The organism is Agarivorans sp. QJM3NY_29, from assembly GCF_050870835.2.
GTDB lineage: Bacteria > Pseudomonadota > Gammaproteobacteria > Enterobacterales > Celerinatantimonadaceae > Agarivorans.
Genome location: NZ_CP194036.2, coordinates 3,845,905 through 3,870,456, shown reverse-complemented (window position 1 = coordinate 3,870,456; position 24,552 = coordinate 3,845,905). Strand labels below are relative to the sequence as shown.

Here is a 24,552-nt window from a genome sequence, read left to right as displayed (position 1 = left end):
TAAATAATTGTGTAACTTATGATTTAATTTCAAGGGTGTTTTTAAGTTATTAATTTTATGTAATTTTTATGTTTTTTTGTTTATTCGTATATGAAATAAGATTTATTCAATCAATTGGTAAGATGACAAAATTGGCTGGAAGGAAAGTTGCCTATCAAACAAATAAAATCATCGAATTGAACCAATTAGGTGCATTGATGAACATTTATGGGAGGGTTTTGCTTGGTGGATTGTTGCAGATAATTGAAGTGAAGCTGACCGCCGCATGTGGAATACCTGCGTGATTAAGGGCTGCTCTTCGATTGAAGCAAGAGTAGCACGCGACCAAGCAGGGGGCTTGCCGTTGCTTGGTCGATCAAAGCATATTAAGCGTCGCTTCTCAAACATGAGTTTGCGTGATTGTTGTGAATAACCGAGGCCTCGGCTGCGAAGCGGTCAGCTTGATGGGCAGCTATCGCGGAGTTAGCACGGTGATCCCTTTCTCTTGTAACTCTTGTTGAATGCTCTGTGGAAAACTTGAATCGGTAATGATGATGTTGAATTGATTCATGTCTAGGGCGTGAAAAGTGCCTACTTTTCCGTATTTTGAGGCATCAGAAACTAAAACGACATTCTGCGCGGCTTGCGCGATGGCTTTTTTCACGATGACTTTGGGCTCACTGGGGGTGGATATTCCTTTTAAGTTCCAAGAAGACGTCGACACAAAGGCGATATCGATATTCATACCAGATAGAAATTCAGCTACCTTGCTGCCAATACAAGATTGATTTTCTCGATCAATTCGCCCGCCAGTATGGTAAATCTCACTGTGACTATGCTGGATCAGAAAATTGGCAATTACAAAATCATTGGTGACGATCACTAAATCGGAACGCTCACTAATTAAATGGGCTATTTCTAGGGTTGTCGTTCCTGCATCCAAATAGACGGTACATGCTTTGGGAATGAGAGGGCTGGCTAGGGCGCCAATTGCGACTTTTTCCTGTGCGTGCAGGGTGGCTTTTGCATCGTGAGAGGCCTCTTGATGGATTTTTTGAGTCAGTTGAACGCCACCGGAAACCGACAATACTTTTCCTTTTTGTTCTAGCTTTGCGATGTCTCTTCGTATTGTCATATGTGAAACATCTAATTTTTCTATCAGCTGGTTAATGCTGATGAGCTGCTGCTGTGAAAGTAGTGACAAGATTAACTTATGGCGTTCTGCTGGGATCATTCAGATTTATTATTTATGAGAGTTGGTGATGTTTGTATCTTAACAGTAAGGGATAAAACTGTGAAGTTGTGTTAATAATTGTTGGCTAGAATATTGTCTTGGCGGATGCTGAGCGGGTTTGTTAATGGTCATGCGATTTTTTTACCTGAATTTAATATTAATATTGCTGTTTGTGAGTTACATCTCAGGTTTCTTCACATTAATTAACATATAATCACACCATGGAACATAAATTAACACACTGTATTCAACATGTTTTGGGAAAAGACGATGGATAATCAAATAGTTAAATCGGTAGCTGTGATTGGTTTAGGCTCGATGGGGATGGGGGCAGCGAAATCTTGTGTCCGTGCAGGTCTCGATGTTTATGGGATTGACCTTAATCCAATGGCTTTAGAGACCTTAGATCATTTTGGTGCCAAAGGTGTATCGACAGATGCGAAGCAATTTGCGCCGCTGCTGGATGCAGTGTTACTGCTGGTGATAAATGCCAAACAAGTGACATCGATCCTGTTTGATTCCGGTTTGGCAGAAAATTTAAAGCCAAATACGGCAGTCATGGTTTCGGCCACTATTTCAGCTCAAGATGCGCAGCAAATAGACGCAGAGTTGAAAAAATATGGTCTGTTGATGTTGGATGCCCCGGTATCGGGAGGTGCAGTGAAAGCCGAAGCGGGTGAGATGACCATTATGGCTGCCGGTTCTAGTGCGGCGTTTACCAAGCTTGCGCCAGTATTGGATGCGACAGCTGCAAAGGTTTACAACATTGGCGAAGCCATCGGTTTGGGGGCAACCGTGAAAATTATTCATCAGCTTTTGGCGGGAGTGCATATTGCGGCGGGGGCCGAAGCTATGGCATTGGCAGCACGGGCGCAAATCCCATTAGATGTGATGTATGAAGTGGTGACCAATGCTGCGGGGAACTCTTGGATGTTTGAAAACCGTATGAAGCATGTGGTGGATGGGGATTATACACCCAAATCGATGGTGGATATTTTCGTGAAAGATCTCAATCTGGTGGCGGATACGGCGCAAGATTTTAAATTTCCATTGCCGCTAGCAAGCACCGCCTTGAACATGTTCACCGCTGCTAGCAATGCTGGTTTTGGCAAAGAAGATGACAGCGCGGTGATTAAAATTTTTGACGGTATCAAATTGCCCGGCATGGAGGAGTCATAATGTTACTTGGTGTGATTGCAGATGACTTTACTGGTGCCACCGATATTGCCGGTTTTCTGGTAGAAAATGGTATGCGAACGGTACAATTAAATGGTGTTCCGAGTTTGCCGATAGAGATTGAAGCAGATGCTGTAGTGATAAGCTTGAAATCACGTTCTTGTCCGGTCGATCAGGCAATATCCGACTCACTGGTGGCTTTAGCATGGTTGCAGGCCAGAGGTTGCCAACAGTTTTACTTCAAATATTGCTCAACCTTCGATAGCACGGCACAAGGTAATATTGGTCCTGTGACGGACGCGTTGTTGGCAGCACTGAACGAAAATTTCACGATTGTTTGTCCGGCCTTGCCTGTGAACGGTCGCACGGTGTTTAACGGGCATTTATTTGTGTTCGGTGAGCCGCTGCATGAATCTGGAATGCGTCATCACCCCGTCACTCCAATGACGGATTCAAACTTAGTTCGTCTGATGAATGCACAGTCTGATGGCGATGCTGGTTTGGTGAATTATCAAGTGATTGAGCAAGGTAGCCAAGCACTCAAGGCAAAATTTGCTGAGTTACAACAGCAAGGCTTTCGTTACGCAGTGCTTGATGCGTTCAATGCGCAGCATTTAGCGACAATAGGGGAGGCGATTCAGTCGCTAAAATTAGTGACCGGGGGCTCCGGTTTAGCGGCTGACATCGCTCAACATTGGGGGCGAAGTTTGGCGGAGCAAACTGAAGCCAAAGCGCAAGGCTTACCTCGTCAAGCAAAAACGGTGGTGCTTTCTGGCTCATGTTCAGCGATGACCAATCAACAAGTTGTGGCTTACCAAGCGCGAGCGCCACACTTTGCGGTGGATGTTGCTGCGTGTATCAATGATCCATCCTACAGTGAAAGTGTAATGCAGTGGGTCATCACGAACCTCGACGGTGAATTTGCCCCCATGGTTTATGCTACGGCCGATACTGAGACACTCAGTGCAATTCAAAGCCAATACGGTGCTCAAGCCTCAAGTCATGCAGTGGAGTCCTTTTTTAGTTTGCTCGCTCACCAACTAAAAGAGCATGGCGTGGTCAATTTTATTGTAGCTGGGGGAGAAACCTCCGGTACGGTGACCCAAAGTCTTGACGTTGCGGGTTTTCACATTGGTCCTCAAATCGCTCCCGGTGTGCCTTGGGTCAAATCCCTTGATGGCTCGCTGTCGTTGGCGCTGAAATCGGGCAATTTTGGTGATCCGCAGTTCTTCTTTAAAGCACAAGGTTTTCTTGCATGATAGAGCAACAAATTAGACAACAAATGGTCGACTTAGCTCGCTCTATGTTTGAACGAGGCTATGCGACGGGTGGCGCGGGAAACTTATCCGTTAAACTGCCCAATGGGCACTTCTTGGCGACGCCAACCGGTTCATCATTTGGCCGATTAGTGGCTGAGCAGCTCTCGGTCGTGGATATCGACGGTCATTTAATTTCTGGGCATAAGGCATCGAAAGAAGTCGCTTTTCACTTGGCTATTTATCGTAATAATCCAGACTGTAACGCCATTGTGCACCTACATTCGACTTATCTCACGGCATTGTCGTGTTTGGATAATTTGACGGTGGAAAATGCCATTCGCCCGTTCACACCATATTACGTGATGCGAATTGGGCAGCTGCCAGTGCTTCCATATTTAAGACCGGGAGATCCTAAAATAGCCGAAGACTTGGGTAAACAAGCCGCCGACTATCGAGCGTTTTTACTTGCCAACCACGGACCGGTGATCACCGGTAGTGATTTAGTGGATGCAGTTGACAATGCCGAGGAGCTGGAAGAAACAGCAAAACTAATGTTCTTACTGAAGGACTATCCAATTCGTTATCTCAGCGACGCAGAAGTCGAAGACCTAAAAGGGAGAGGCAAGTAATGGCCAAATTCGCAGCAAATCTAACGATGTTATTCAACCACGTGGACTTTTTGGAGCGTTTTGAGCAAGCCCATCAAGCGGGTTTTAAAGCGGTAGAGTTTTTGTTTCCCTATGCCTATGAACCACAAGTATTGGCAGATAAGTTAAGTCAATTTGGCCTTGAACTGGCGCTGTTTAATATGCCGCCGGGTGATTGGGATGCGGGGGAGCGGGGTTTTGCGGCTATTCCTGGACGGGAACAAGAGTTTAAGCAAAGTGTCGACACCGCGATGATGTATGCGCAGGCACTCAACTGCAAAAAAGTCCACGCCATGTCAGGTCTTGTGGATCCGCAATTTAGTGAGCAACAGCATGTCGACACATTCATCAGCAATATTCGTTATGCCGCAGACCGATTTGCTGAGCAGGGAATTGAGCTGATGATCGAGCCGCTTAATTCTCGCGATGTACCAGGCTATTTTGTGTCCCATCAGCGGGACGCCGTCGCGCTTATTCAGCAAGTTGAACGCACCAATGTAAAACTACAATTTGATTTGTATCACGCACAAATCATGGATGGAGACGTCACTGTGCTGATGGCGGATTTGGCGGACGATATTGGTCATGTTCAAATCGCTTCGGTTCCCGATCGCAATGAACCTTCAGATGGTGAACTGAATTATCCATATTTGTTTCAAGTATTAGACAAGGTGGGGTACCAAGGATGGATTGGCTGCGAATACAAACCTAAGTCAAGCACTGAAGCTGGTTTAGGCTGGGTCAGACCTTACCTTTAAGCAACACATAATAAGAACGACAACCAAACTCACTGCCTCCTTTCAAGGAGGTAGTAGCTAAACACAACTGAAGAAATATAATCTGATAGGTAGGACAATATAATGGACGCTGCTCTTATAGGAATTATAGTCGGGATCATTGCCATGATGGGGATGATTATTAAAACACGGATCCCCGTGGCATTGGCGATGGTTATTGCCAGTATCATCATGGGTTTATTTGCCGGAATGGCACCAACGGAACTGATTGGTGCGATTAAAGCGGGTTTTGGTGGAGTGCTTGGTGGCATTGGTTTAATTATCGCGTTTGGCGTGATCATGGGGGCATGTTTTGAGCGCTCCGGGGCGGCGATTCGAATGGCAAAAACCTTCGTGAAGCTCTGTGGTAAAGGACGTGAAGATATAGCGCTTGGTCTCACAGGGGTGCTGGTGGCGATCCCTGTATTCTGTGATTCGGCCTATATCATTTTGCACTCACTGGTGCGTGCCATTTCACGCAATACCGGAAAATCTGCCGTGGGCTTAGGGGTCACATTAGCGCTTGGTTTGCTGATCACTCACGCCTTAGTGCCGCCAACGCCTGGCCCAGTGGCTGTTGCTGGCATTCTTGGTGTGGACTTGGGCGTATACATGTTATGGGGATTATTGGTCTCTATTCCGATGATGCTGTTGTCCTTGTTTTATATTCGAAAAATAGGCAAAGAGTACTACCGCGTGCCAAACGGTGAGCAATGGATTACTTCCGAAGCGGCTTGGGCGAATTTAGATACCGTGCAAGCAGCCGACGAGAAAAAACTGCCAAGTAACTTTCTATCTTTTGGACCGATCCTGATCCCGATAGCGCTGATCTTGGCGAATACTATTGTTGGTAAAGGAGATTCGACTTTCCACGCCTTATTGTCATTAGTCGGCAACCCTGTCGTGGCGGTAGGGATTGGCGTATTAATGGCGCTCTATGGTCTAACGCGGAATATCGAACGCAAAGATATGGTGGGATCGATGGACGATTCGCTGGCCACTACCGGTCTTATCTTAGTGGTCACTGGTTGTGGTGGCGCAATGGGCGCAGTGCTCAAAGCATCCGGTGCTGGCCCTCAGGTGGCAGAAGCGATTTCAAGTAGTGGCATACCTCCTTTATTGGTGCCATTGGCGATAGCCTCGATGTTGCGTTTGATCCAAGGTTCCGCGACGGCATCAATGATGGTTGCAGCCACCATGGCATTACCATTGGTGGAAACCTTGGGTCTGGATCCGGTCTTTGTTGCATTGGCATGTGCGGTAGGCCCGGTTGGCTTCTCCCATCTAAATGATTCTTACTTTCATATCATCAGTCGTACTTTGGGGATTACCGAGTTGGGTGACCAATTGAAGATCTGGAGTGTGACTTCGACCATTGCTTGGGCAATTGGCGCGAGTATTGTGATGCTCCTAAACCTTATTTTTGGTCAAGGGGGGACCCTGGTGGATCCGATCGTTCCTTTCGCGGTACTCGGTGGCATTATGCTTTGGATGAAAAGCAGAGAAAAACACGGCAGTTTAGTATCGCAGCATTAATTTAAGCCATTGAATTATACCAATCGGATTACTTATATGAGCAATTTATTACGCAGAATAAATCTGCCGATAATGAGTTAGATGGGTATTAAAAGGCGGTCGAAGATTAACTGCCCTCAGTAAGTGAATGAAGCTTATTGAGGGCGGTTGTTTTTTACTTAGCAATGGGGGCTGAGTTCTTGAAAACTATCTCTGAACCATCCTGTTTGTTGTTTCACTGCTCAGAGTGATGTTGGTTTGCCTGAAACTTAGTGGCGCAAAGGACATTTATTCGTCTTCATCTTCGGCAAATTGTTGGGCAATTTTTATAAAGGACGCTTCTAAGGCGATAAAGGCATCGACTAAAGCGGGTTCAAAATGGCTACCGCGTCCCTGGAGGATGATCTCTTTGGCACTTTGGTAACTAAAAGCTTGTTTGTAGCTGCGCTTATTGATCAGTGCGTCATAGCAGTCGGCAATGGCCATTAGCCGTGCCGAGAGCGGAATTTGCTCCCCCGATAAACCCCGAGGGTAACCGCTACCATCCCATTTTTCATGGTGGTTATAGGCAATCTCTTTGGCGATGCTTAAAAAACTGGACGGTCCATACTCTTTCTCGGCCTTTAAGATGGCATCGCGCCCATATTCTGAGTGTTTTTGCATTTCTTGCCATTCAGTTGCATCGAGAGGCCCGGATTTAAGCAGAATTGCATCGGGCACGCCGACTTTACCAATATCATGCAGCGGTGCAGATTTAAATAATAGTTCAACGAAGTCGTTGTCGAGCTGAGCGGTATAGAATCCTTGCTCTCTTAAGTACTCTGCCAATAGTTTGATGTAATGCTGAGTTCGTCGCAGGTGTTTACCGGTTTCGTTATCACGGGTTTCAGCGACCGAGGCCATGCAATAAATCGCCACATCTTGGGTGCGCGAGATCTCTTTGGTTCTTTGATTGACCAGCTCTTCAAGCTGTGAATTCTGCTGTTGTAAGGTTTTGTGCATTCTGGCTAAAACCATATGGGTGTTCACTCGAGCACTCACGATTGGCAGGCTAAAGGGCTTGGAGATGTAGTCGGCCGCTCCTAGGTTGAAACCATGAATTTCCGATTCCACATCGCTTTTGACGGTTAAGAAAATAATCGGAATGTCTTTGGTTTCGGGCATGGCTTTGAGCTGTTGGCAAACCTGATAGCCATCCAATCCCGGCATTAATACATCCAATAAGATGAGATCAGGTAAGAAGCCACGTCTGATCCGCTCTAAACCTTGTTCGCCATTTTTAGCCACCGAAACCACAAATTTCTGGGCGAGTAACTCCACTAGCACATCGATATAAAATGTTTCGTCATCAATAATCAGTATTTTTTCTGTTGGCTTAAGCATGCTGGTGTAACCTATCCTTTTTTATTGATATGTTCGTCTAGCACCGTGAGGGCATTGTCGAACTCAAATTCGTTGATCAGTCTGACGAGCTCATCATAGAGTATACGCGGTAGCTTATTTTCAAATTCAGTAATGGTTTTCTTGGCCTGTGGATTGCCTTCTTCTAGTAATTCTCGAAGCGGCGTTAATAGAGCTTCGGCGCTAGTATTGAGCACAGTTGTTGGTGATTGACTGACGATTTCAGGGGTTGAGCTGGGTGGTGCAAGACTATTGGCAAGTTGTTCGAACAAGTGCTTAAACTGGTGCTGAAACTCCTGCCATTGTTGGCTGGCAAAAGCTTGCTCTGCTTGGGCGATGAGCGGTTCAAAATCGGTTGCTGCTTGTTCAAGCGATTTGGCACCAAGGTTACCAGCGACCCCTCTAATGGTGTGAATAATGCGTTTTACATCGTCAAATTGTTGTAGCCTACACGCTTGAGAAAGGGTCTCTAATTCTTGGTGATGCCTGCTATAAAAATCACTCAGTAGTTTTTGGTAAAGCTGTGCATTGCCGCCGACTCGGGTGATCCCCCATTGGCTATCTAAGCCGTCAATGACTGGTAATGGATCTTCGGCTGGAGCGTTTATCACCAGCGCTGGCTCAGTATCTGGCTGCGCTTGAGGCGCAAGGTATTGGCTTAGTACTGAGAATAATTGCTCGGGATCGATAGGTTTCGCTAGGTGAGCGTTCATGCCTGCTTCGAAACATCGTTGCTGATCTTCTTTCATTGCATGAGCGGTCATGGCAATAATCGGGAGTGTGGCGAAGCGGCTATTTTTGCGAATGGCTCGAGTGGCTTCAAAGCCATCGAGTACTGGCATTTGTATATCCATTAAGACTAAATCGAAGGGTTCAGCTTGCAGCATATCGATTGCTTGTTGACCATGCTTGGCAATGCTGGCTTGTAGGCCCATTTGGGTCAGCATTTCTTTGGCGAGTTCTTGGTTAATGGGGTGATCTTCTACTAACAATACCTTGCCCTCAAGTAAGTGGGGCACCATCGCTTGAGTTGCCAGTGAACTGCTTGGCTGTTGATGAAATAGCTTCATGATGCAATCAAATAATAGTGAAGCGTTGAGTGGTTTAATTAAGAAGGCGTCAAGTTGTTCTTTTTCTACCTGCCGCAGCACATCTTCACGCCCATAGGCGGTGACTAAAATGATTGCGGGCATCATGCGAAGAGGCATTTCTTTGATGTATTTACTCGCTTCAATGCCATTCATTCGTGGCATTTTCCAATCCATTAATACCAAGCGATAGGGATCTTCCGGTTCGATGTTGTTGTGTCGGTCAAGCATATCGATGGCGGTTGCAGCGTTACTCGCGCAATCAACTCTAAATGAGAAGGAGTGTAATATTTCGCTGCTAATGTCTCTGGCCAATTGGTTGTCGTCGACCACCAAAACTCGCATATCTCTGAGTTCGGCTTGCAACTGTTGGTCGTATTGTTTGTCTTCGGAGTAAGCTAAGTTAAGCTGAAAGCTAAAAGTACTGCCTTGATTTTCAATGCTGGTGGCGCGGATTTCTCCCCCCATCAGCTCGACTAATAATTTGCTGATGCTTAAACCCAGGCCGGTACCGCCATGGGTTCGAGTGAGGCTGTCGTCGGCCTGAGCAAAGGGCTGGAATAATTTACTGAGGTTGTCTTCGGAGATCCCAATGCCGGTGTCATTGACCGAAAACTCAAGGGTAACCCGGTTTGGCACCGATTCGAGCAGTTTGATCTTCACCACAACTTGTCCCTGCTCTGTAAATTTTATGGCATTTTGAGTCAGGTTAATCAGGATCTGTTCCAGCCTGAGAGGGTCGCCAATCAGGATATCGGGCACTTTCGGATCAACATCCATGAAGATATCTATGTTCTTCTCTATTGCTTTTGGTGCCAACAGATTTGATAGGTTGTAGACAATTTCACTTAAATGGAATTTGATTTGCTCTATTTCTAGCTTGCCAGCTTCGACTTTAGACACATCTAAGATGTCATTGATGACGCCCAGTAGGGTGAGCGACGCGCGTTTTATTTTCTTGGCGTAGTCTTGCTGGGTATCATCCAGTTTGCTACTGAGCATCAGATGTGTAAAGCCGACGATAGCATTCATCGGGGTCCGGATTTCATGAGACATATTGGCTAAAAACTGACTTTTAAAGTTATTGGCCTGTTCTGCACTTTGTTTGGCTTGTGCGAGCTTTTCACTACTCAGCTTTAATTTATCTTTGGCGATAGCAAGTTTTCTATTCCAAATGAAAATCACAATGATAATTGGCAGTGCAATCATGCAAGTGATTAGAATGGCTCGCCAAATTAAGTAGTTATTTGCTTGATGCTCAAAGTCAACTGAAAACCAGTGGTTCTTGATCTGCTTCATTTGTTGTGCCGATATTCGGTCGATAGCCTGATTGAGGATGGGGATTAATTCAGGCCAATCTTTACGGACGCCAATCGATGCTTGGTAAGAGTAGGGACTGGGTGCGGCTATCTTGATATCGGCGATGCCTAACTCGGTTAATGATAAGGAAGTGGAGTCCAGGATCCCGATGTAGGCATCAATTTCGCCAGCACTTAAGCTTAACAAGGCTTGTTGAGGTGATGAGAAAGGAAACTGTTCGAGTAGTGGGTAATCTACCTGTAGTTGGTTTTCTAAGTTGTGGTGATTGAGCACCCCTACTCGATGTCCGACGAGATCTTCAACACTGCTCACAAATTGGGTGTTGTCCTGCACAAATATCATATAGGGGCGAGTTAGGTAGGGCTTACTGAACAGCATTTCTGCTGTGTCTTGTTGATTTTGTTCGACATAGGGAACCGATGGGACGATATCGACCTCGGCTTGCTGGAGAGCTTGTAAGGTATTTGACCAACTACTTGTTTCAGAAGGTTTATAGCTTACGCCAATAATGTTGGTCACGATATTCAGAACTTCTGAAGAGATACCGCCAAAGGAGCCTTCTTCATCCACAAAGCTCAAGGGGGCAAATTTAGGGTCTACGCCGATGTTCCATTGTTGGTGCTGTTCTAGCCAAATATTTTGTTGGTTGCTTAGATTGAGAGGGAGGGCATTGATGAATTGTTGGCGGTTGTTTACCCAGTGACTGAGTATGGCTTGGCGTTCGGCAACGCTGATACTGGCTAAGGCTTTATTCAGAATGCCGACCAAGGGTTGCCATTGTGGGTCTTGATGTACCGCAAAGCGTTGTAAGGCGAAAGGCAGCTGAGGGTCACCGCTAAAGGAAATATTACTGAGCTGTAAGTTTTGTTTTAACCACGAGATGACCGCTTGATTTCCCACATACGCATCAACTTGTTGAAAGGAGAGAGCCTTCAAGGCATCAGCGGTGGAAGGGTAGGTTTTTAAGTTGATCTCGGGATGACTTTTACGCAGTACATCGATAAGGAAGAAGCCATCTTCAATGGCTAGCGTTTTCCCCGAGAGCTGAGCTAAGTCACTATATTGCTTGCCTTCGCTGTTGCTGACTATGACTTTCACTGCGCTGAAATAGGGGAGGGTGAACCATAAGTCTTGTTCTCGGTCTGCGGTTTGTACAATGGTAGTGCCGAGCTTAATTTCTCCTTTCCTTAACTGCTGAACCATGTCTTTGAAACGAGCATTGCTTTTCACTTTTAAGCTGATTCCTAAACGGTTCTCGATAAGCTCTAAATATTCGGAGAGGACTCCGCTATGTATGCCTTGTTGGTTGGTAAAGTCTACTGGTGGCCAATTGCCATCAACGCCAATGGTGATCTCTGGATGTTTCGTTAACCAGTCTTGTTCTGTCGGGGTTAAGTTGAGCTGAACTTTGGCATTATTGATAGCATTTAATTTTGGGGGCAGATATTCCCAGTGAAAACCGCTCCATTTTGCAGAAATAGCATTTTTGTCCTGATTGGATATATCTGCCAAGTGGCGATTAATTTTAGCTAACAGCTGTTGATTATCGCGCTTTACAGCTGCGCGGTAGGCTCGGTCATACAGCACCGACGTAAAGGCCTCAAAACGAACGCTCACCGGATGATCACTGAGGTATTTTTTTAGATAGATAGCTTGGGTGATGAACAGCTCAACCTCTCCAGTGATTGCGGCTTCAAATAGCTGGTTGTAGCCGGAATAACTATGTATATCAGCCTTGGGGTAATGTTCTAGCAGCCATTGATGATGGTAGCTACCCTGAGTCACGCCGATGGAGCGTTGGTTGATATCGAGGTTGGTATCAAGTTGAGTTAAGTTGGGGTTGTAGTATAGGGAATAAGCGCTATGTAATAAGGGCTTAGAAAATGCCATTTGGGTTTCACGTTGGGCGCTGCTGAACAGGCCTGCAATCGCATCCACCTTTCCTTCATTTAACCAGCGTTGAGTTTCACTGTTGTTTCCTCCGATAAACTGGATAGATTGTTGGCTCTTCTCGGCCCATATTCGCCAAAAATCGATCAGAACGCCGCTGGCTTGACCAGATTCGTCTTGATATTGAAGGGGGGCACTGTCGATCCGATAAGCAATTTTGAGCGGTTGTTGCGCATCAACTTGAGCGAAAGTCGATTGGGGGGAAACAATCAGAAGTAAGCAAATGAGACAAGTTGCGACCAAACAAAAAACACTTTTGCCTTTTATTTTCTGCATGCATCCTCGCTTAATTTGCTAAGTCATCGTTATTTAGCTGCGCACGATTCATCCCTCTATGGGGTCATCTGTTAGGGCTAAAAAGAGCGTATATCTTATGGGCTAGATGAAAATTCCTTTTGTTTATTTAATATACCGACTTGATATATCGGTGACAAATAATAATCATTTATCGTTTAAGTAATATGTTTTATTTTAGGGCTAGCTCATTGTTTTAACATTCATTATCGAGTTAATTAAAGATTAGACTATAGGCTTTTAATCCCATAGTCATCGTCGCTATCTTGGGGACTTTAGTTAAACTTCATAAACCTCGGTGGCGTAAGCTCGATAGCTATCTAGAACATTCTGTATTGAGCGAGATGGGTCGTCTGTTGAACATCGGTCGGCCAAGCTCGCTAGAAATGAACAAGTTTAGGATATGAAAAGGCTCCTTTGTTTTGCTGATTCGAATACTTGGGATTATGAGCCTCAGCGGCACCCTTATGCAGGTAATCAATGGTGGCAGGGATGGAAGAGATATGTCAGGGGGAATCCCCAGCTAAAGTTTTGCCCTGCAAAGTCAAAGGTCCTGCTCGGTTCTGTTAATTTTGTCGCGTCAGCGCCTGTTCTTTCGCTCTTTGTTTAAGGTGTGTCTGTTTAATTTTCACGCGCGCATCGGAGCGAAGGAGAGTATGGCTGGCGCCGCCTCTCCCGCTTTGTTTAAAGTTCACGCCGTGCATCGGGATGGAAATGGCTGGCATCTCGATGGGCCATTTCTTCGTAGGTGGCCCATTTTTGACGCGCCACCTGCTCGGCAATATCCATTAAACGTTGCGCCTCTTCGGGCTGGCTCTGGGCTAAGATCTGGTAACGATTCTCCTGTTCTCGGTAGTGTTTTAAGGGCACGCTGGGGCGTAAGCTGTCTAGGGCAAAAGGGTTCGCTCCCTGCTGGCGCAGCACTGGGTTATAGCGAATTAATGGCCAGTGCCCACTGAGGACTGCATTTTGTTGCTGCTCTAAACCTTTTTGCATATCAATACCGTGGGCAATGCAATGTGAATAGGCTATCACTAGTGAAGGGCCGGGATAGGCTTCGGCTTCACGTAAGGCCAACAGCGTTTGCTGAGGATCGGCGCCCAGTGCGACTCTTGCCACATAAACATTGCCATAGGCGATGGCTTGCAGGGCCACATCTTTTTTGGCCATGGTTTTTCCGCCGGCGGCAAATTTAGCCACCGCGCCTAGCGGGGTTGATTTACTCATTTGGCCACCGGTATTGGAGTAGACTTCGGTATCCATGACTAAAATATTCACGTCTCGGCCGGAAGCCAATACATGGTCTAAGCCGCCAAAACCAATGTCGTAGGCCCAGCCGTCGCCCCCCACTATCCATACCGAGCGACGTAACAGATAATCTAATACCGAGCTGAGCGTTTGTGCGTGAGCATGGCCTTTAATTTGTTGCATTAGTTGCTGCAGGCGTTGACGTTGTGCTCTGAGTTGTGATTCAAACTGCTGAGGCGCGTTGAGTACCGCTTCGATGAGTTGTGGATCGAAGGCGGGTTGCCATTGCTGTAGTTGTCTCTCGGCTTCGCGTCGCTGTTGATCGGCGCTGAGTCGCAGACCCAAACCAAACTCGGCATTGTCTTCAAATAGCGAGTTTGACCAAGCGGGTCCTTGGCCCTCGGCATTTTTTGACCAAGGAGTGGTGGGTAAATTACCGCCATAAATAGATGAACAGCCGGTGGCATTGGCAACTAACATACGATCGCCAAATAGTTGGGTAATCAGTTTCAAATAAGGTGTTTCACCGCAGCCACTACAGGCCCCGGAAAATTCAAACAGCGGCTCAAGAAATTGCACTCCATGCACAGTGGAAAAATCCACACGACTGCGATCGTTGACTGGCAAACTTTCGAAAAAAGCCAGCGCTTCACGCAGCGGTTGTTGCTGTTGCGGTTTGGGCTGCATGGTGAGCGCTCGCTGTTGTTCGGGGCCGCGCACCGGACAGGCCTCGAAACATAATCCGCAACCAGTACAATCATCCCCGTAGAGCTGCAAAGTATAGTGGGTATCGGGAAAGCCTCGGGCGGCCAGAGCTGCCGACGCAAAACTGCTGGGCGCCTGGGCTAAGTAAGCTTGATGATAGAAACGGGCGCGCAGCGCCGCATGTGGGCAAACGATGACACAGTTTCCGCATTGAATGCAGGCCTCGCTGTCCCATTTGGGCAGTGTGGCGGCAATGTTACGTTTCTCATAACGGCTGGAGCCGCTGGGCCAAGTGCCATCATCGGGCAGCATCGATACCGGAATTTGATCGCCTAAACCACGGATCATCTTGGCGGTGACCTGTAGCATAAAGGCCGGAGCCGGCGGGCTGAGCGCGGGGCTCAGTTGTCGTGCCGAATTTGCCTGGCCTAAAGTCACTGTTCGTAGCGCGGCGATACTAGCATCGACAACGGCATGGTTGGCCTCGACAACTTTAGCCCCCTTGCGTTGATAGCTCTTGGTAATGGCTTGTTTCATGGCGTTTAAGGCTTGCTCGAGTGGCAGAATGTTGGCTAAGGCAAAGAAACAGGCCTGCATAATCGTGTTGATTCGGCGCCCCATGCCGCCAGCGAGGGCGACCGCGGTGGCATCAATCGCATATACCTTGATTTGCTGCTCAAGAATAGAGTGCTGAGTATCTGCGGTGAATGAGTCCCAAAGTTGTTGGTCATTCAAGCTGCTGTTGAGCAACAAACAGCCTTGTGCTTTGATTTTGTTCACTAAGTCCATTTGTCGTAATAATTGCGGTTGGTGAACCGCGACTAGGTCGGCGTGTTCCAGCAAATAGGGCGCATCTATCGGTTGTTGGGCAAAACGTAAATGCGAAACCGTGGTTGAGCCAGACTTTTTAGAATCATAAACAAAGTAACCCTGCGCATAATACCCCGGACGTTCGGCGACGATTTTAATGGTGTTTTTATTGGCCCCAACCGTTCCATCGGAACCTAAACCATAGAACAGTGCGCTACTGACGCCGGTTTCTGGCAAAGTCATTTTGCTATCAACTGTTAGGCTGAGGTGACTCAAATCGTCGTTGATACCAACGCTAAAACGAGTTTTAACTGGCGAAGCGCGTAGGGATTTAAAGACCGCATCGGCCATGGCTGGGGTGAATTCTTTGCTGGATAGGCCATAGCGCCCACCACAGACCTTAATATGCAGGCGCTCGGGGTGTTCGTGGATCACCGATTGAACATCCAGTAGTAATGGTTCGGCTTGTGAGCCGGGCTCTTTGGTGCGATCAAGCACTGCTATCCTTTGCACCGTATTTGGCAATACCGCCAAAAAGTGTTCGCTGCTAAAGGGACGGTATAGCCGTACCGTAACCACACCAACTTTTTCGCCTTGTTGACAGCGGTGCGCGACCACTTGTTGTGCGGTGATGCTCGCCGAGCCCATCACCACCAGTACATCGCTGGCGTCTGCTGCACCATGATAATCGAAGGGGCGATAAGGTCTACCGCTTAGGCTCGCGACCTGCTGCATCACATCGGCAACGATGCTGGGGGCGTGTTGATAATAAGGATTGACGCTCTCGCGAGCCTGAAAATAAACGTCGGGATTTTGAGCGGTGCCTCTAATTTTTGGGCGTTCTGGTGAGAGCGCGCGTTGGCGGTGTTGCCACACCCAGTGATCGTCGACCAGCGGCTTAATTTGCGTGGCGTCCAGAGCGGCAATTTTATTGACTTCGTGGGAGGTTCGAAAGCCATCGAAGAAATGCACAAAGGGAATGCGGCAGCGTAGGCTTGCGAGATGGGCCACTAAAGCCATGTCTTGCGCCTCTTGCACCGAGGCCGATGCGAGCAGGGCAAAGCCTGTGGCGCGCACTGCCATTACATCTTGATGGTCGCCAAAAATCGATAATCCTTGAGCAGCCAAGGCGCGAGCGGCTACATGAAATACCGCTGGGCTTAGCTCTCCAGCAATTTTGTACATATTAGGGAGCATTAACATCAAGCCCTGAGAAGCGGTAAAGGTGGTGGCTAAAGCGCCGCCTTGCAGCGCGCCGTGAACCGCGCCAGCCGCACCGCCTTCACTTTGCATCTCAATGATTTCTGGTATTTGTCCCCATAGGTTGGGTTTTCCTTGATTGGCCCATTCATCGGCCAGTTCAGCCATGGTTGAAGAGGGGGTGATGGGATAAATGGCACAAACTTCACTAAATAAATAGGCGATTCGAGCCGCTGCTTCGTTACCGTCGAGGGTGAGCATGCGTGGTTTCATTGGTTTTCCTCCACCGTATCGATCATGGTCATCGTCATCGCACCACAAGGACATTGGTTTACACAGGCTTGACAACCAGTGCAACGTTGATAGTCGATGGCATAACCTTGTCCTTCGCCTTGCTTACTAATGGCTTGTTGTGGGCAAGCGCCATAGCAGCTGTCACACTCAAAGCAATTGCCGCAGGAGTAGCAGCGTTGGGCTTCAAATTGAGCCTGTTCAGCGCTTAAACCTTGAGTGACTTCGCTAAAATCATCAACCCGTTGTTCGGGGGAGAGTTGATTTTTGGGATTGACAGGGGCATCAGTTTGATACCAGAGGTGAAGCTGTTCGGAGGTGGCAATTTTTGCTTTTGGGGGCGTGGTTAGTTGTGTTTGTTGTAACCAAGTATCGATGCAATGGGCGGCCTTTTTGCCGTGGCCTGTGGCAATGGTCACAGTGCGTAGCGAAGGCACCATATCACCGCCGGCAAAAATACCTTCGGCACCGGTCATCATGTGTTGATTTACTTCCACCACTCCATCGTGATAACGGATCTGTTCGAACTGGCTGAGCAAGCGAGTATCGACGTTTTGTCCGAGGGCTAAGATCAGGCTATCGGCGGCAAGTGTTTCAAACTTACCGGTGGGTTGAGGGTAACCTTGTTCGTCTAATTCCATCAACTCGACGGTGAGTTGTTGTTCGCTGAAGTCTTTGATGGTGCGTAACCAATTGATTTGCACTCCTTCTTCCAGCGCTTCATAGGCCTCAAACTGGTGGGCGGGCATATTCGCCATGTCGCGGCGATAGATGATCATTGGCTCGGCGCCAAGGCGTTTGGCACTGCGGGCTGCATCCATGGCGGTATTACCTCCTCCGTAGATGGCGACTCTACGACCGAGATTGAGTTTTTGGCCCTGTTCGATAGCTTCTAAGTAACTGACGGCATCGATGATTTTGCTCGCCTCTTGGGCTGGGATCTCAGTTTTCTTGCTGATGTGAGCGCCAATGGCAACAAAGGCGGCGGCAAACCCACCTTGTTCTCGCTCCTGTTTTAGATCGTCGACCCGGTGGTTGAGAGTGATTTTTACCCCCATTCTAAGTAAGCGGTAGATCTCACCATCCAATATATTTCTCGGTAAGCGATAGGCCGGAATGCCAAAGCGTAGCATGCCGCCAGCGCTGTTGCCGGCATCGCGTATTTCTACGCTGTGTCCTAAACGAGCTAGGTGGTAGGCGGCGGCTAAGCCGCTGGGACCAGCCCCCACAATCAAGATTTTTTTGCCACTCGGCGTGGCATTGTATTCTGGTAGCCAGCCTTCGGCTAAGGCGACATCGCCTAAGTAACGCTCGATGGCGTGTACCGAGACGGCTTGATCCACCTCATTGCGATTACAGGCTGCTTCACAGGGATGGTAGCAAACTCGGCCATGGATCGCTGGGAAAGGATTGTCGTTCATCAATACCTGCCAAGCTTGTTGTATATCACCTTGTTGAGCTAGTGATAGCCAAGCTTGGATATTTTCTCCCGCCGGACAGGCAGCATTACAAGGTGGCAGCAGCGATTGATAAATTGGTTTTCGTTTTGCGACGGCACCTGTGCCATGGCTCAAGGTAAGGTCGGGAGGACTTGATAAATCGACAGATTTTGCTTTCATCAGGGTTCCTTAAGTTCAGTGCACCATCTTGCCGCGCTAAGAATAGGCAATAGCTTGCCATTCGTTAGTCGCTAACGATGCTATGGCACGGTGTTATGAAGGCAGGTGATTCACTGCCGACGCTAAATCTTAAGAAATCAAAATTAGTAAAAATTTAGCATACGCTGCATTTTATGAGAGCTATCTAGATCAAAATTTATCAAAGGATCCATGTAGGGAGTTCACAGTTTTAATTTATATATTAGTAATGTCTAAAATAATTTATGGCCGCTTATTAGCAATGCTTTTGAAATAAAGTGAAAATGTTTTTGGCTTCGCCGAATTTATTATATGAATCAAAGATATTTCTAAGTTTTTGAGTTTGATTGAGAACCTTAAAGGTTCGATGGCTTTTTGATTTATCGGCCTGGAGTGCGAATCTACGGGGATTGTCGTGGATACTTTAGTTTGCTAGTTAGTTAAATATATTAAAAAAACCGAGTGATGAATATTCATGGTTTTATCTGTTGAAGACTGTTTTTATGACTCTAAACATATTATTTCTACGGATAGCTATCAAAATTCAGAGCAATATTTTGAAAAACAAACTAATGATAAAATAGAAGACAAATATCAGTGTATTACATATTTGTTAAATACATAAATTGTTTTTTTTATGTGTATTTTTTTGTGTATATTTATATCTTTTAGATTTAAGTATTCGTTATGGCAGTACAACAGCACGTAACTCAACAAGAAGTCGATTACTCTGAATTTGACAGTCTGATCTCTACCACCGATAACGATAGTTATATCACTTATGCCAATCAAAGCTTTTGTGATGTAGCAGGTTACTCGGCCACTGAGTTATCTGGTCAACCACATAATATTATCCGACATACGGATATGCCCAAAGTGGCCTTTGCCCAGATGTGGGAGTACTTGCTATCGGGCCGAAGCTGGATGGGTTTAGTCAAAAATAGCTGCAAAGATAGCGCTTATCACTATTGGGTGAGTGCCTTTGTTACGCCGATTAAAAATGAACAGGGTGAAACCATTGAATATCAGTCGGTGAGATCACGCCCTGAACGTGAACAAATTAAACGAGCGGATGCGGCCTATAGTCAATTGCAGCAAGGAAAAAAACCGCAGCGTTTATTGGGCTGGCGACATCACTATGCTTCCTATATGTTGCTATTAACGCTAAGCATGTTGGGCTTGCTGGAATGGCAGGCTTTGACTGCGGGAATGTATTGGTTGGCCGGGGGAGGCGCTTTACTTGGTGCTGCCAGCCTATTTTTCGGTTGGCGACAACGCTCGCGGATTCAACAACTGAATCAACGAGCCCAGCAGGCCTACCACAACCCTTTGATGGAAAATCTTTACACTGATCATTATGATGAGTTTTCGGCCATTGAATTGGCCTTGCGGATGCGCCAAGCTGAATTGCGTGCAGTGGTGGCTCGCACTGGGGAAACCACAGGCGATATTCTGCTGTCTGCCGAGGATGAATTGGCGACCATGCAGTCTATGAAACAGAGTCTCTCTCAGCAAAACGATGAAACCACTCAGGTCGCTACAGCGGTGACCGAGATGGCCCATGCTACTCGAGAAGTGGCGGAAAGTGCCGAGTCAGCATCGCAGCTGACCAGCCAAGCCAATACCGCGGTGGTTGCAGGGCGACAACAGGTTGATACCACGATCGACTCGGTGCAGGCTTTACATAAGGAGTTAGCAAACTCCCAAGCAGTGGTGAGTCAATTGGCTGAAAGTAGTCAGCAAATTGAAGGGATCCTCGATGTGATTGGTTCGATTGCCGACCAAACCAACTTGTTAGCTTTGAATGCGGCCATTGAGGCCGCTCGAGCTGGCGATGCTGGGCGCGGTTTTGCTGTGGTGGCGGAAGAGGTGCGAAACTTAGCCCAGAAAACGCAAGTTTCTACCGAAGAAATCCATACCATGATTAATAATTTGCAAACTACTGCTGAGCAGGCAATTTCAACCATGGCCTCGGGTGAGGTGCTCTCTGAGCAATGTTTAGTGAATGCTCAGAATACCGGAGATTCGCTGATTGAAATTGGTGATATGTTGCATCGTGTGACGGATACTAGTCATCAAATTGCAGTGGCAGTAGAAGAGCAGGCCACGGTGACCGAAGAAATTAATCGTAACTTGATTAATATTAATAAGCTAACCGAGGAAACGGCGGTGACAGGGGATGAGTCGGTCGAGCGTACGGGGATGTTGGTCGATAAATTACAAGCCTTACAGCGCTTGATTCATCAGTTTCAGGCTTAATATGCCAGAAGCGAGGACTTGTAGACTCGAAGTGGTCGATGTTGCTTCGAGCTGAGTTTGTTTGCAGAAGGCGGGGATTCTTCTGTTCAAAGGCTGATAGGTATAGCGCCTGAGCTGCGATTAAAGTGAAGCGGTAACATAGCCTGGTCGCTGAGCGCTTTGAACCGAGCGTTGGGATGATGTGCGGTTCTTAAATAAATCACCTCAAGGGAGAGTTTGGTGTCATTTATTTGAAGCAACAATTGTCGCGAAAATAGTCATTCCAGTGTCGTCGTTTTGTACAGTCAACACTGCAGTGGAACTGCATTGTTGACTGTACACCAGATTAGTTTTTACGACCCCACAAAATGCCATTGAGGTAAGGGTTGCCGGTGATTTTGGTCATGATGATCACCGCTGAAACATGGATTGCAACGGCGATCATACACAGATCAGCTAGTAATCCATGGACTTTCTCAAGCCACTCCTCTCCCCAGAATAGATCGGTCTGGGTTGCCCAGCCCGAAAGACCAGTAGCAATCAGTAAAAACCACATGAGCCAGATCATCAAAGCACCTGCGGGATTGTGCCCGTGGTGTTGATCTTGCCTGCTCACAAGCACCTCCTTCAGGTGAGCAATACCTGCTGCGATTGACGGCCTAAAAGTACTGAGTCGAGCCGGTGAACGGGTAATCAAGCCCCAGACTAAACGCGTCGCAATAGCGGCTAAGACCCCATAGCCTGCCCACTGATGCAGTTCGCTGCCTTCTTCCAGCAATAAAAAGTTACTTAAAAATAGTATTGCAACGGTCCAGTGAGTCAGTCTTACTAGCCAATCCCAAACGTAGTGTTTAGTCATCGATTTCCTCTTTTACTTTTTCCATGTTGGTTGGGTTAAAGTAAATTTCTGCTCGTTTTCCTTGCTTGGTATGACCGTAAAGTTCATAGCAACTAGTGTGGGTTCTTTTAAATACTTTGATTTTGTAACCCATTTCTTCAACCCGCTGTTGGGCTTGTTCGATGGGGATCCAAGTACTTTCAGGCTGTTGAGTACAAGTAGGGTCGGCTAAAGCCACAAAGGAGGTTGCGGCTAGGATACATGCAATAAGTTGAGTTGACATTTTAATCGGTGACATCTTGTTCTCCTGTTCGTTTAGTTTCAACTTCATCATAAGTTGCAAAACTTAAGGAAGACTTAAGGTTTGACAAAATAGGCTAAAAAGAGCTGTTTGTAAGTGAACGACAAGGGCTGAATATATCTTCAGAGGCATGGTATTCCTGAGTCGAGACATCCATTAAACCGAGTAAGGAATGAAATAGATTGTCGTGGGAATAAGGCTTATCACGAGAAGCGTTTAAACAGCTTGAGTCGATATGTTTTTGCTTCGCAAAACCTGGAGACATCCAAAACAGCAAGGGAACCTTGGTTTGAGTTTCTGGGGCTAAGCTGTAGGGCATGCCATGCAGAAACAGGCCATTTTCACCCAGTGATTCTCCATGGTCTGAGACATAGATCAGCGCAGTATTGTATTGTTGCAAACTTTGTAAGTGTTTTATCACTTGTGCGGTGACAAAGTCGGTGTAGCGAATGCTGTTATCGTAACTATTTTGAATTTGCTCTATCGAACAGTTTTCAATATCGGCTCGTGGACAATCGGGTTGATAGGTTGCCATTGAACTTGGGTAGCGTTGAAAGTAGGTGGGGCCATGGCTCCCCATCAGATGCATCACAATCATACGATTCCCTGACATCGCCGAGATTTGTTGATCGAGATTTTCCAATAGCACCATGTCATAGCAACTATGACCATTACATTGTTGATCTTGTCGCGAAGTATCTATATTGATGAGAGGAATGTTTTTTGCGACTGCTTTATCGCCTCCATCATTTTCCTTCCATAGTAAGTTAATACCAGCTCGTTGCAGAATATCTAACAGGTTGTCTTGGTGATCGGCTTGCTTGCGATTGAAGTTAGCTTTATTCATGTTAGAAAATAAACAAGGTACCGATACTGCAGTGGCTGTGCCGCAGGAGGACATATTGGAAAAGAAGAACGGGTGATAGGCTTGGGTATAAGCGTTAGTATCACGAGCATAGCCATGGTATTGATAGTTTTGTGCGCGGGCGGTCTCACCTAATAAAAAGATGACTAAGTTCGGCTTATTTGCACTTGTGTTCGCAGCAGCATTTGCTATTTGTTTGGCGTCGGTTGCGAGGGTTTTATAGACCATGGGTTTAGTAAAGTAGCTGTCTTTGACCTGCCCATAGGCACTGTAGACAAACTGGGTCGGAATAATCATTTTGTTTAAATAGGAATTATTTCGACCGACCGACGAGTAGTCTTGATAATACAAAGCTGCGATTAATAGAATACCCAAAACAGATAGGATCATGGCTAAGCATTTTTTAGCGATGAAACGAATAAAGGTGCGCTCTTTTTTTATTGGTAATAGTGCGAGTAGAACACTTGGTAGAACGCCTAAGCCAAGGATCCAGGTTAGTGAATATAAGCTGATATATGAGCTGGCTTCACCAGCATTGGTTTCCAAAATATTAACCAACATATCCTGGTCAAAAATGGTGCCATAGTTAAAGCTACTGTAGCTGACAATACTCGATAATAAGATCAATAGAATAAAAAATGGTTTAAACAGAAACGGCCAAGAGAACAGCTGAAATATCAGGTTTAAAGCGAGTATAAAAAATAGCGGAATGCTTATGATGAAACCTAGTTTTACTTGTTCGAGGTGGCTGAATATCTCACTTATTTTGGCATATATGGGAAGGTTAAGTACCACTGCAAAATACAGGGCGATGAACAAAGTGGCGAGCCAATAGGGTAAGGCGAATCTAGTGAATGAACGCATGTTAAATGAGAATCCAACTCCAAGTAAAAGCAGCGAAAATGAGAGATGTAAGCACTGCGGCTGAGGCTATGTCTTTGGCTTGACCACTCAGCTCGTGCCATTCAGAGCCGATGCGATCAACCACCGTTTCGATGGCTGAGTTGAGTAATTCCACAATCAGAACCAGTATCAGGCTACCAATAAGCAAAATCTGCTCACTCTTGCTTACAGGCAGAAATAAGGCTGTGATGGCTAAAGGCAGTAATAACGTGACTTCCTGCCTGAGAGCGGCTTCACTTTTCCAGGCGGAAATGAAACCATTTATAGAAAATCCTGTGGCATAAATAATGCGTGCGAGGCCAGTATGAGTTTGTTTCATAAGTCTTAATCAGTGGTTAATTTTAATAAATGAAGCTTTCCTCATGGCTCTGTTAACAGCAAACGAGGATCAGCCTGAACGCAGAGAGCTTAAAATTGTTTTCTTAAGAAATACTTAAGAAAGCGGCTTTATATTGCTGGCTGCCGACCGGCCGCAAGTGAGACTAATGATTGGGGAGGCGGTATTTTTGCGATTGACCAATATTTTACTTTGGAGCAAATTGTTCAACTTTCCTTGGCTGTGGTCGATAGCAAAACCAGCGGCGCTGAATCAACTCGTTATCCCTTGAATAGTTGATACTTCTTCGCTTTGTGTTTTGATTTGGAAGATTGCTTATATCTAATCCATGCTTTCTTCAAGCAAAGTACTGTTTTATTGATTCTTATCAAATAGATTGTGAATGATAGTTAGCTGCTTGTTCTAGTATTTAACTATCAGCAACGGTTCATATTGGGGGATTCTTTTACTGCGGTTTATGGTGTTTTTAAGCAAGGTATGCCATGTGAAATTAGTTATCCATATAAATGGTGGTTTAATGCGCAACCAATGCACCGCAGG

Annotated in this window: 15 protein-coding genes; 6 read left to right on the top strand and 9 right to left on the bottom strand. The window is 46.4% G+C overall.

The features are described from left to right. Window positions 1-451: 451 nt before the first annotated feature. Window positions 452-1,213, bottom strand: coding sequence for a DeoR family transcriptional regulator (locus ACRRS0_RS17485; protein ID WP_432451935.1), 762 nt, complete (start codon window positions 1,211-1,213; stop codon window positions 452-454). 270 nt (window positions 1,214-1,483) lie between these two features. Between ACRRS0_RS17485 and ltnD the strand changes: the two genes are divergently transcribed. The 5 genes from ltnD (at window position 1,484) to ACRRS0_RS17460 (ending at window position 6,607) form a co-directional block, all read left to right on the top strand. Continuing rightward, entirely contained in the window at window positions 1,484-2,392 is a 909-nt protein-coding gene (gene ltnD, locus ACRRS0_RS17480; RefSeq protein WP_432451936.1) for an L-threonate dehydrogenase, read from the top strand. Next, a complete protein-coding gene (gene otnK / locus ACRRS0_RS17475; RefSeq protein ID WP_432451937.1) occupies window positions 2,392-3,648 on the top strand; it encodes a 3-oxo-tetronate kinase in 1,257 nt (418 codons plus the stop codon). The genes ltnD and otnK overlap by 1 nt, the downstream gene beginning before the upstream one ends. After that, window positions 3,645-4,277 carry a 3-oxo-tetronate 4-phosphate decarboxylase gene (gene otnC, locus ACRRS0_RS17470; RefSeq protein ID WP_432451938.1) on the top strand — a complete coding sequence of 211 codons (633 nt, stop codon included), beginning with the start codon at window positions 3,645-3,647 and terminating at the stop codon, window positions 4,275-4,277. The genes otnK and otnC overlap by 4 nt, the downstream gene beginning before the upstream one ends. Next, window positions 4,277-5,053, top strand: a complete 777-nt coding sequence (otnI, locus tag ACRRS0_RS17465) for a 2-oxo-tetronate isomerase (protein WP_432451939.1) — start codon at window positions 4,277-4,279, stop codon at window positions 5,051-5,053. The genes otnC and otnI overlap by 1 nt, the downstream gene beginning before the upstream one ends. A gap of 102 nt (window positions 5,054-5,155) precedes the next feature. After that, window positions 5,156-6,607 carry a GntP family permease gene (locus ACRRS0_RS17460; RefSeq protein WP_432451940.1) on the top strand — a complete coding sequence of 484 codons (1,452 nt, stop codon included), beginning with the start codon at window positions 5,156-5,158 and terminating at the stop codon, window positions 6,605-6,607. A 267-nt stretch (window positions 6,608-6,874) separates the two neighbouring features. Here ACRRS0_RS17460 and ACRRS0_RS17455 read toward each other — a convergent pair whose 3' ends face one another. The 4 genes from ACRRS0_RS17455 to ACRRS0_RS17440 all read right to left on the bottom strand — a co-directional run bounded on the left by ACRRS0_RS17455 (window position 6,875) and on the right by ACRRS0_RS17440 (window position 18,512). Next, the gene (locus ACRRS0_RS17455) at window positions 6,875-7,969 is read right to left on the bottom strand and encodes an HD-GYP domain-containing protein (protein WP_432451941.1); all 1,095 of its coding nucleotides are present in this window, start codon (window positions 7,967-7,969) and stop codon (window positions 6,875-6,877) included. 11 nt (window positions 7,970-7,980) lie between these two features. Beyond that, the gene (locus tag ACRRS0_RS17450; protein ID WP_432451942.1) at window positions 7,981-12,621 is read right to left on the bottom strand and encodes a transporter substrate-binding domain-containing protein; all 4,641 of its coding nucleotides are present in this window, start codon (window positions 12,619-12,621) and stop codon (window positions 7,981-7,983) included. 702 nt (window positions 12,622-13,323) lie between these two features. Further along, the gene (nifJ, locus tag ACRRS0_RS17445) at window positions 13,324-16,875 is read right to left on the bottom strand and encodes a pyruvate:ferredoxin (flavodoxin) oxidoreductase (RefSeq protein WP_432451943.1); all 3,552 of its coding nucleotides are present in this window, start codon (window positions 16,873-16,875) and stop codon (window positions 13,324-13,326) included. Next, complete coding sequence (locus ACRRS0_RS17440; protein ID WP_432451944.1) at window positions 16,872-18,512, bottom strand: NAD(P)-binding protein; 1,641 nt, start codon at window positions 18,510-18,512, stop codon at window positions 16,872-16,874. The genes nifJ and ACRRS0_RS17440 overlap by 4 nt, the downstream gene beginning before the upstream one ends. Window positions 18,513-19,217: 705 nt before the next feature. Here ACRRS0_RS17440 and ACRRS0_RS17435 point away from each other — a divergent pair. Continuing rightward, entirely contained in the window at window positions 19,218-20,789 is a 1,572-nt protein-coding gene (locus ACRRS0_RS17435) for a methyl-accepting chemotaxis protein (RefSeq protein WP_432451945.1), read from the top strand. Between the two features lie 325 nt (window positions 20,790-21,114). Here ACRRS0_RS17435 and ACRRS0_RS17430 read toward each other — a convergent pair whose 3' ends face one another. The 4 genes from ACRRS0_RS17430 to ACRRS0_RS17415 all read right to left on the bottom strand — a co-directional run bounded on the left by ACRRS0_RS17430 (window position 21,115) and on the right by ACRRS0_RS17415 (window position 23,994). After that, complete coding sequence (locus ACRRS0_RS17430; protein WP_432451946.1) at window positions 21,115-21,627, bottom strand: cytochrome b/b6 domain-containing protein; 513 nt, start codon at window positions 21,625-21,627, stop codon at window positions 21,115-21,117. Beyond that, a complete protein-coding gene (locus ACRRS0_RS17425; RefSeq protein ID WP_432451947.1) occupies window positions 21,620-21,904 on the bottom strand; it encodes a PepSY domain-containing protein in 285 nt (94 codons plus the stop codon). The genes ACRRS0_RS17430 and ACRRS0_RS17425 overlap by 8 nt, the downstream gene beginning before the upstream one ends. Window positions 21,905-21,983: 79 nt before the next feature. Continuing rightward, window positions 21,984-23,636: a phosphoethanolamine transferase gene (locus ACRRS0_RS17420; RefSeq protein ID WP_432451948.1), complete on the bottom strand. Its 1,653-nt coding sequence runs from the start codon at window positions 23,634-23,636 to the stop codon at window positions 21,984-21,986. A gap of 1 nt (window position 23,637) precedes the next feature. After that, entirely contained in the window at window positions 23,638-23,994 is a 357-nt protein-coding gene (locus tag ACRRS0_RS17415; protein ID WP_432451949.1) for a diacylglycerol kinase, read from the bottom strand. Window positions 23,995-24,552 lie beyond the last annotated feature (558 nt).

Coding starts and splice junctions, on each gene's coding strand:
- otnC (WP_432451938.1), top strand. CDS start 3,645: ATGATAGAGCAACAAATTAGACAACAAATGGTCGACTTAGCTCGCTCT.
- ACRRS0_RS17455 (WP_432451941.1), bottom strand. CDS start 7,969: ATGCTTAAGCCAACAGAAAAAATACTGATTATTGATGACGAAACATTT.
- otnI (WP_432451939.1), top strand. CDS start 4,277: ATGGCCAAATTCGCAGCAAATCTAACGATGTTATTCAACCACGTGGAC.
- ACRRS0_RS17420 (WP_432451948.1), bottom strand. CDS start 23,636: ATGCGTTCATTCACTAGATTCGCCTTACCCTATTGGCTCGCCACTTTG.
- ACRRS0_RS17450 (WP_432451942.1), bottom strand. CDS start 12,621: ATGCAGAAAATAAAAGGCAAAAGTGTTTTTTGTTTGGTCGCAACTTGT.
- ACRRS0_RS17440 (WP_432451944.1), bottom strand. CDS start 18,512: ATGAAAGCAAAATCTGTCGATTTATCAAGTCCTCCCGACCTTACCTTG.
- ACRRS0_RS17415 (WP_432451949.1), bottom strand. CDS start 23,994: ATGAAACAAACTCATACTGGCCTCGCACGCATTATTTATGCCACAGGA.
- ltnD (WP_432451936.1), top strand. CDS start 1,484: ATGGATAATCAAATAGTTAAATCGGTAGCTGTGATTGGTTTAGGCTCG.
- ACRRS0_RS17430 (WP_432451946.1), bottom strand. CDS start 21,627: ATGACTAAACACTACGTTTGGGATTGGCTAGTAAGACTGACTCACTGG.
- nifJ (WP_432451943.1), bottom strand. CDS start 16,875: ATGAAACCACGCATGCTCACCCTCGACGGTAACGAAGCAGCGGCTCGA.
- ACRRS0_RS17435 (WP_432451945.1), top strand. CDS start 19,218: ATGGCAGTACAACAGCACGTAACTCAACAAGAAGTCGATTACTCTGAA.
- ACRRS0_RS17460 (WP_432451940.1), top strand. CDS start 5,156: ATGGACGCTGCTCTTATAGGAATTATAGTCGGGATCATTGCCATGATG.
- ACRRS0_RS17425 (WP_432451947.1), bottom strand. CDS start 21,904: ATGTCACCGATTAAAATGTCAACTCAACTTATTGCATGTATCCTAGCC.
- otnK (WP_432451937.1), top strand. CDS start 2,392: ATGTTACTTGGTGTGATTGCAGATGACTTTACTGGTGCCACCGATATT.
- ACRRS0_RS17485 (WP_432451935.1), bottom strand. CDS start 1,213: ATGATCCCAGCAGAACGCCATAAGTTAATCTTGTCACTACTTTCACAG.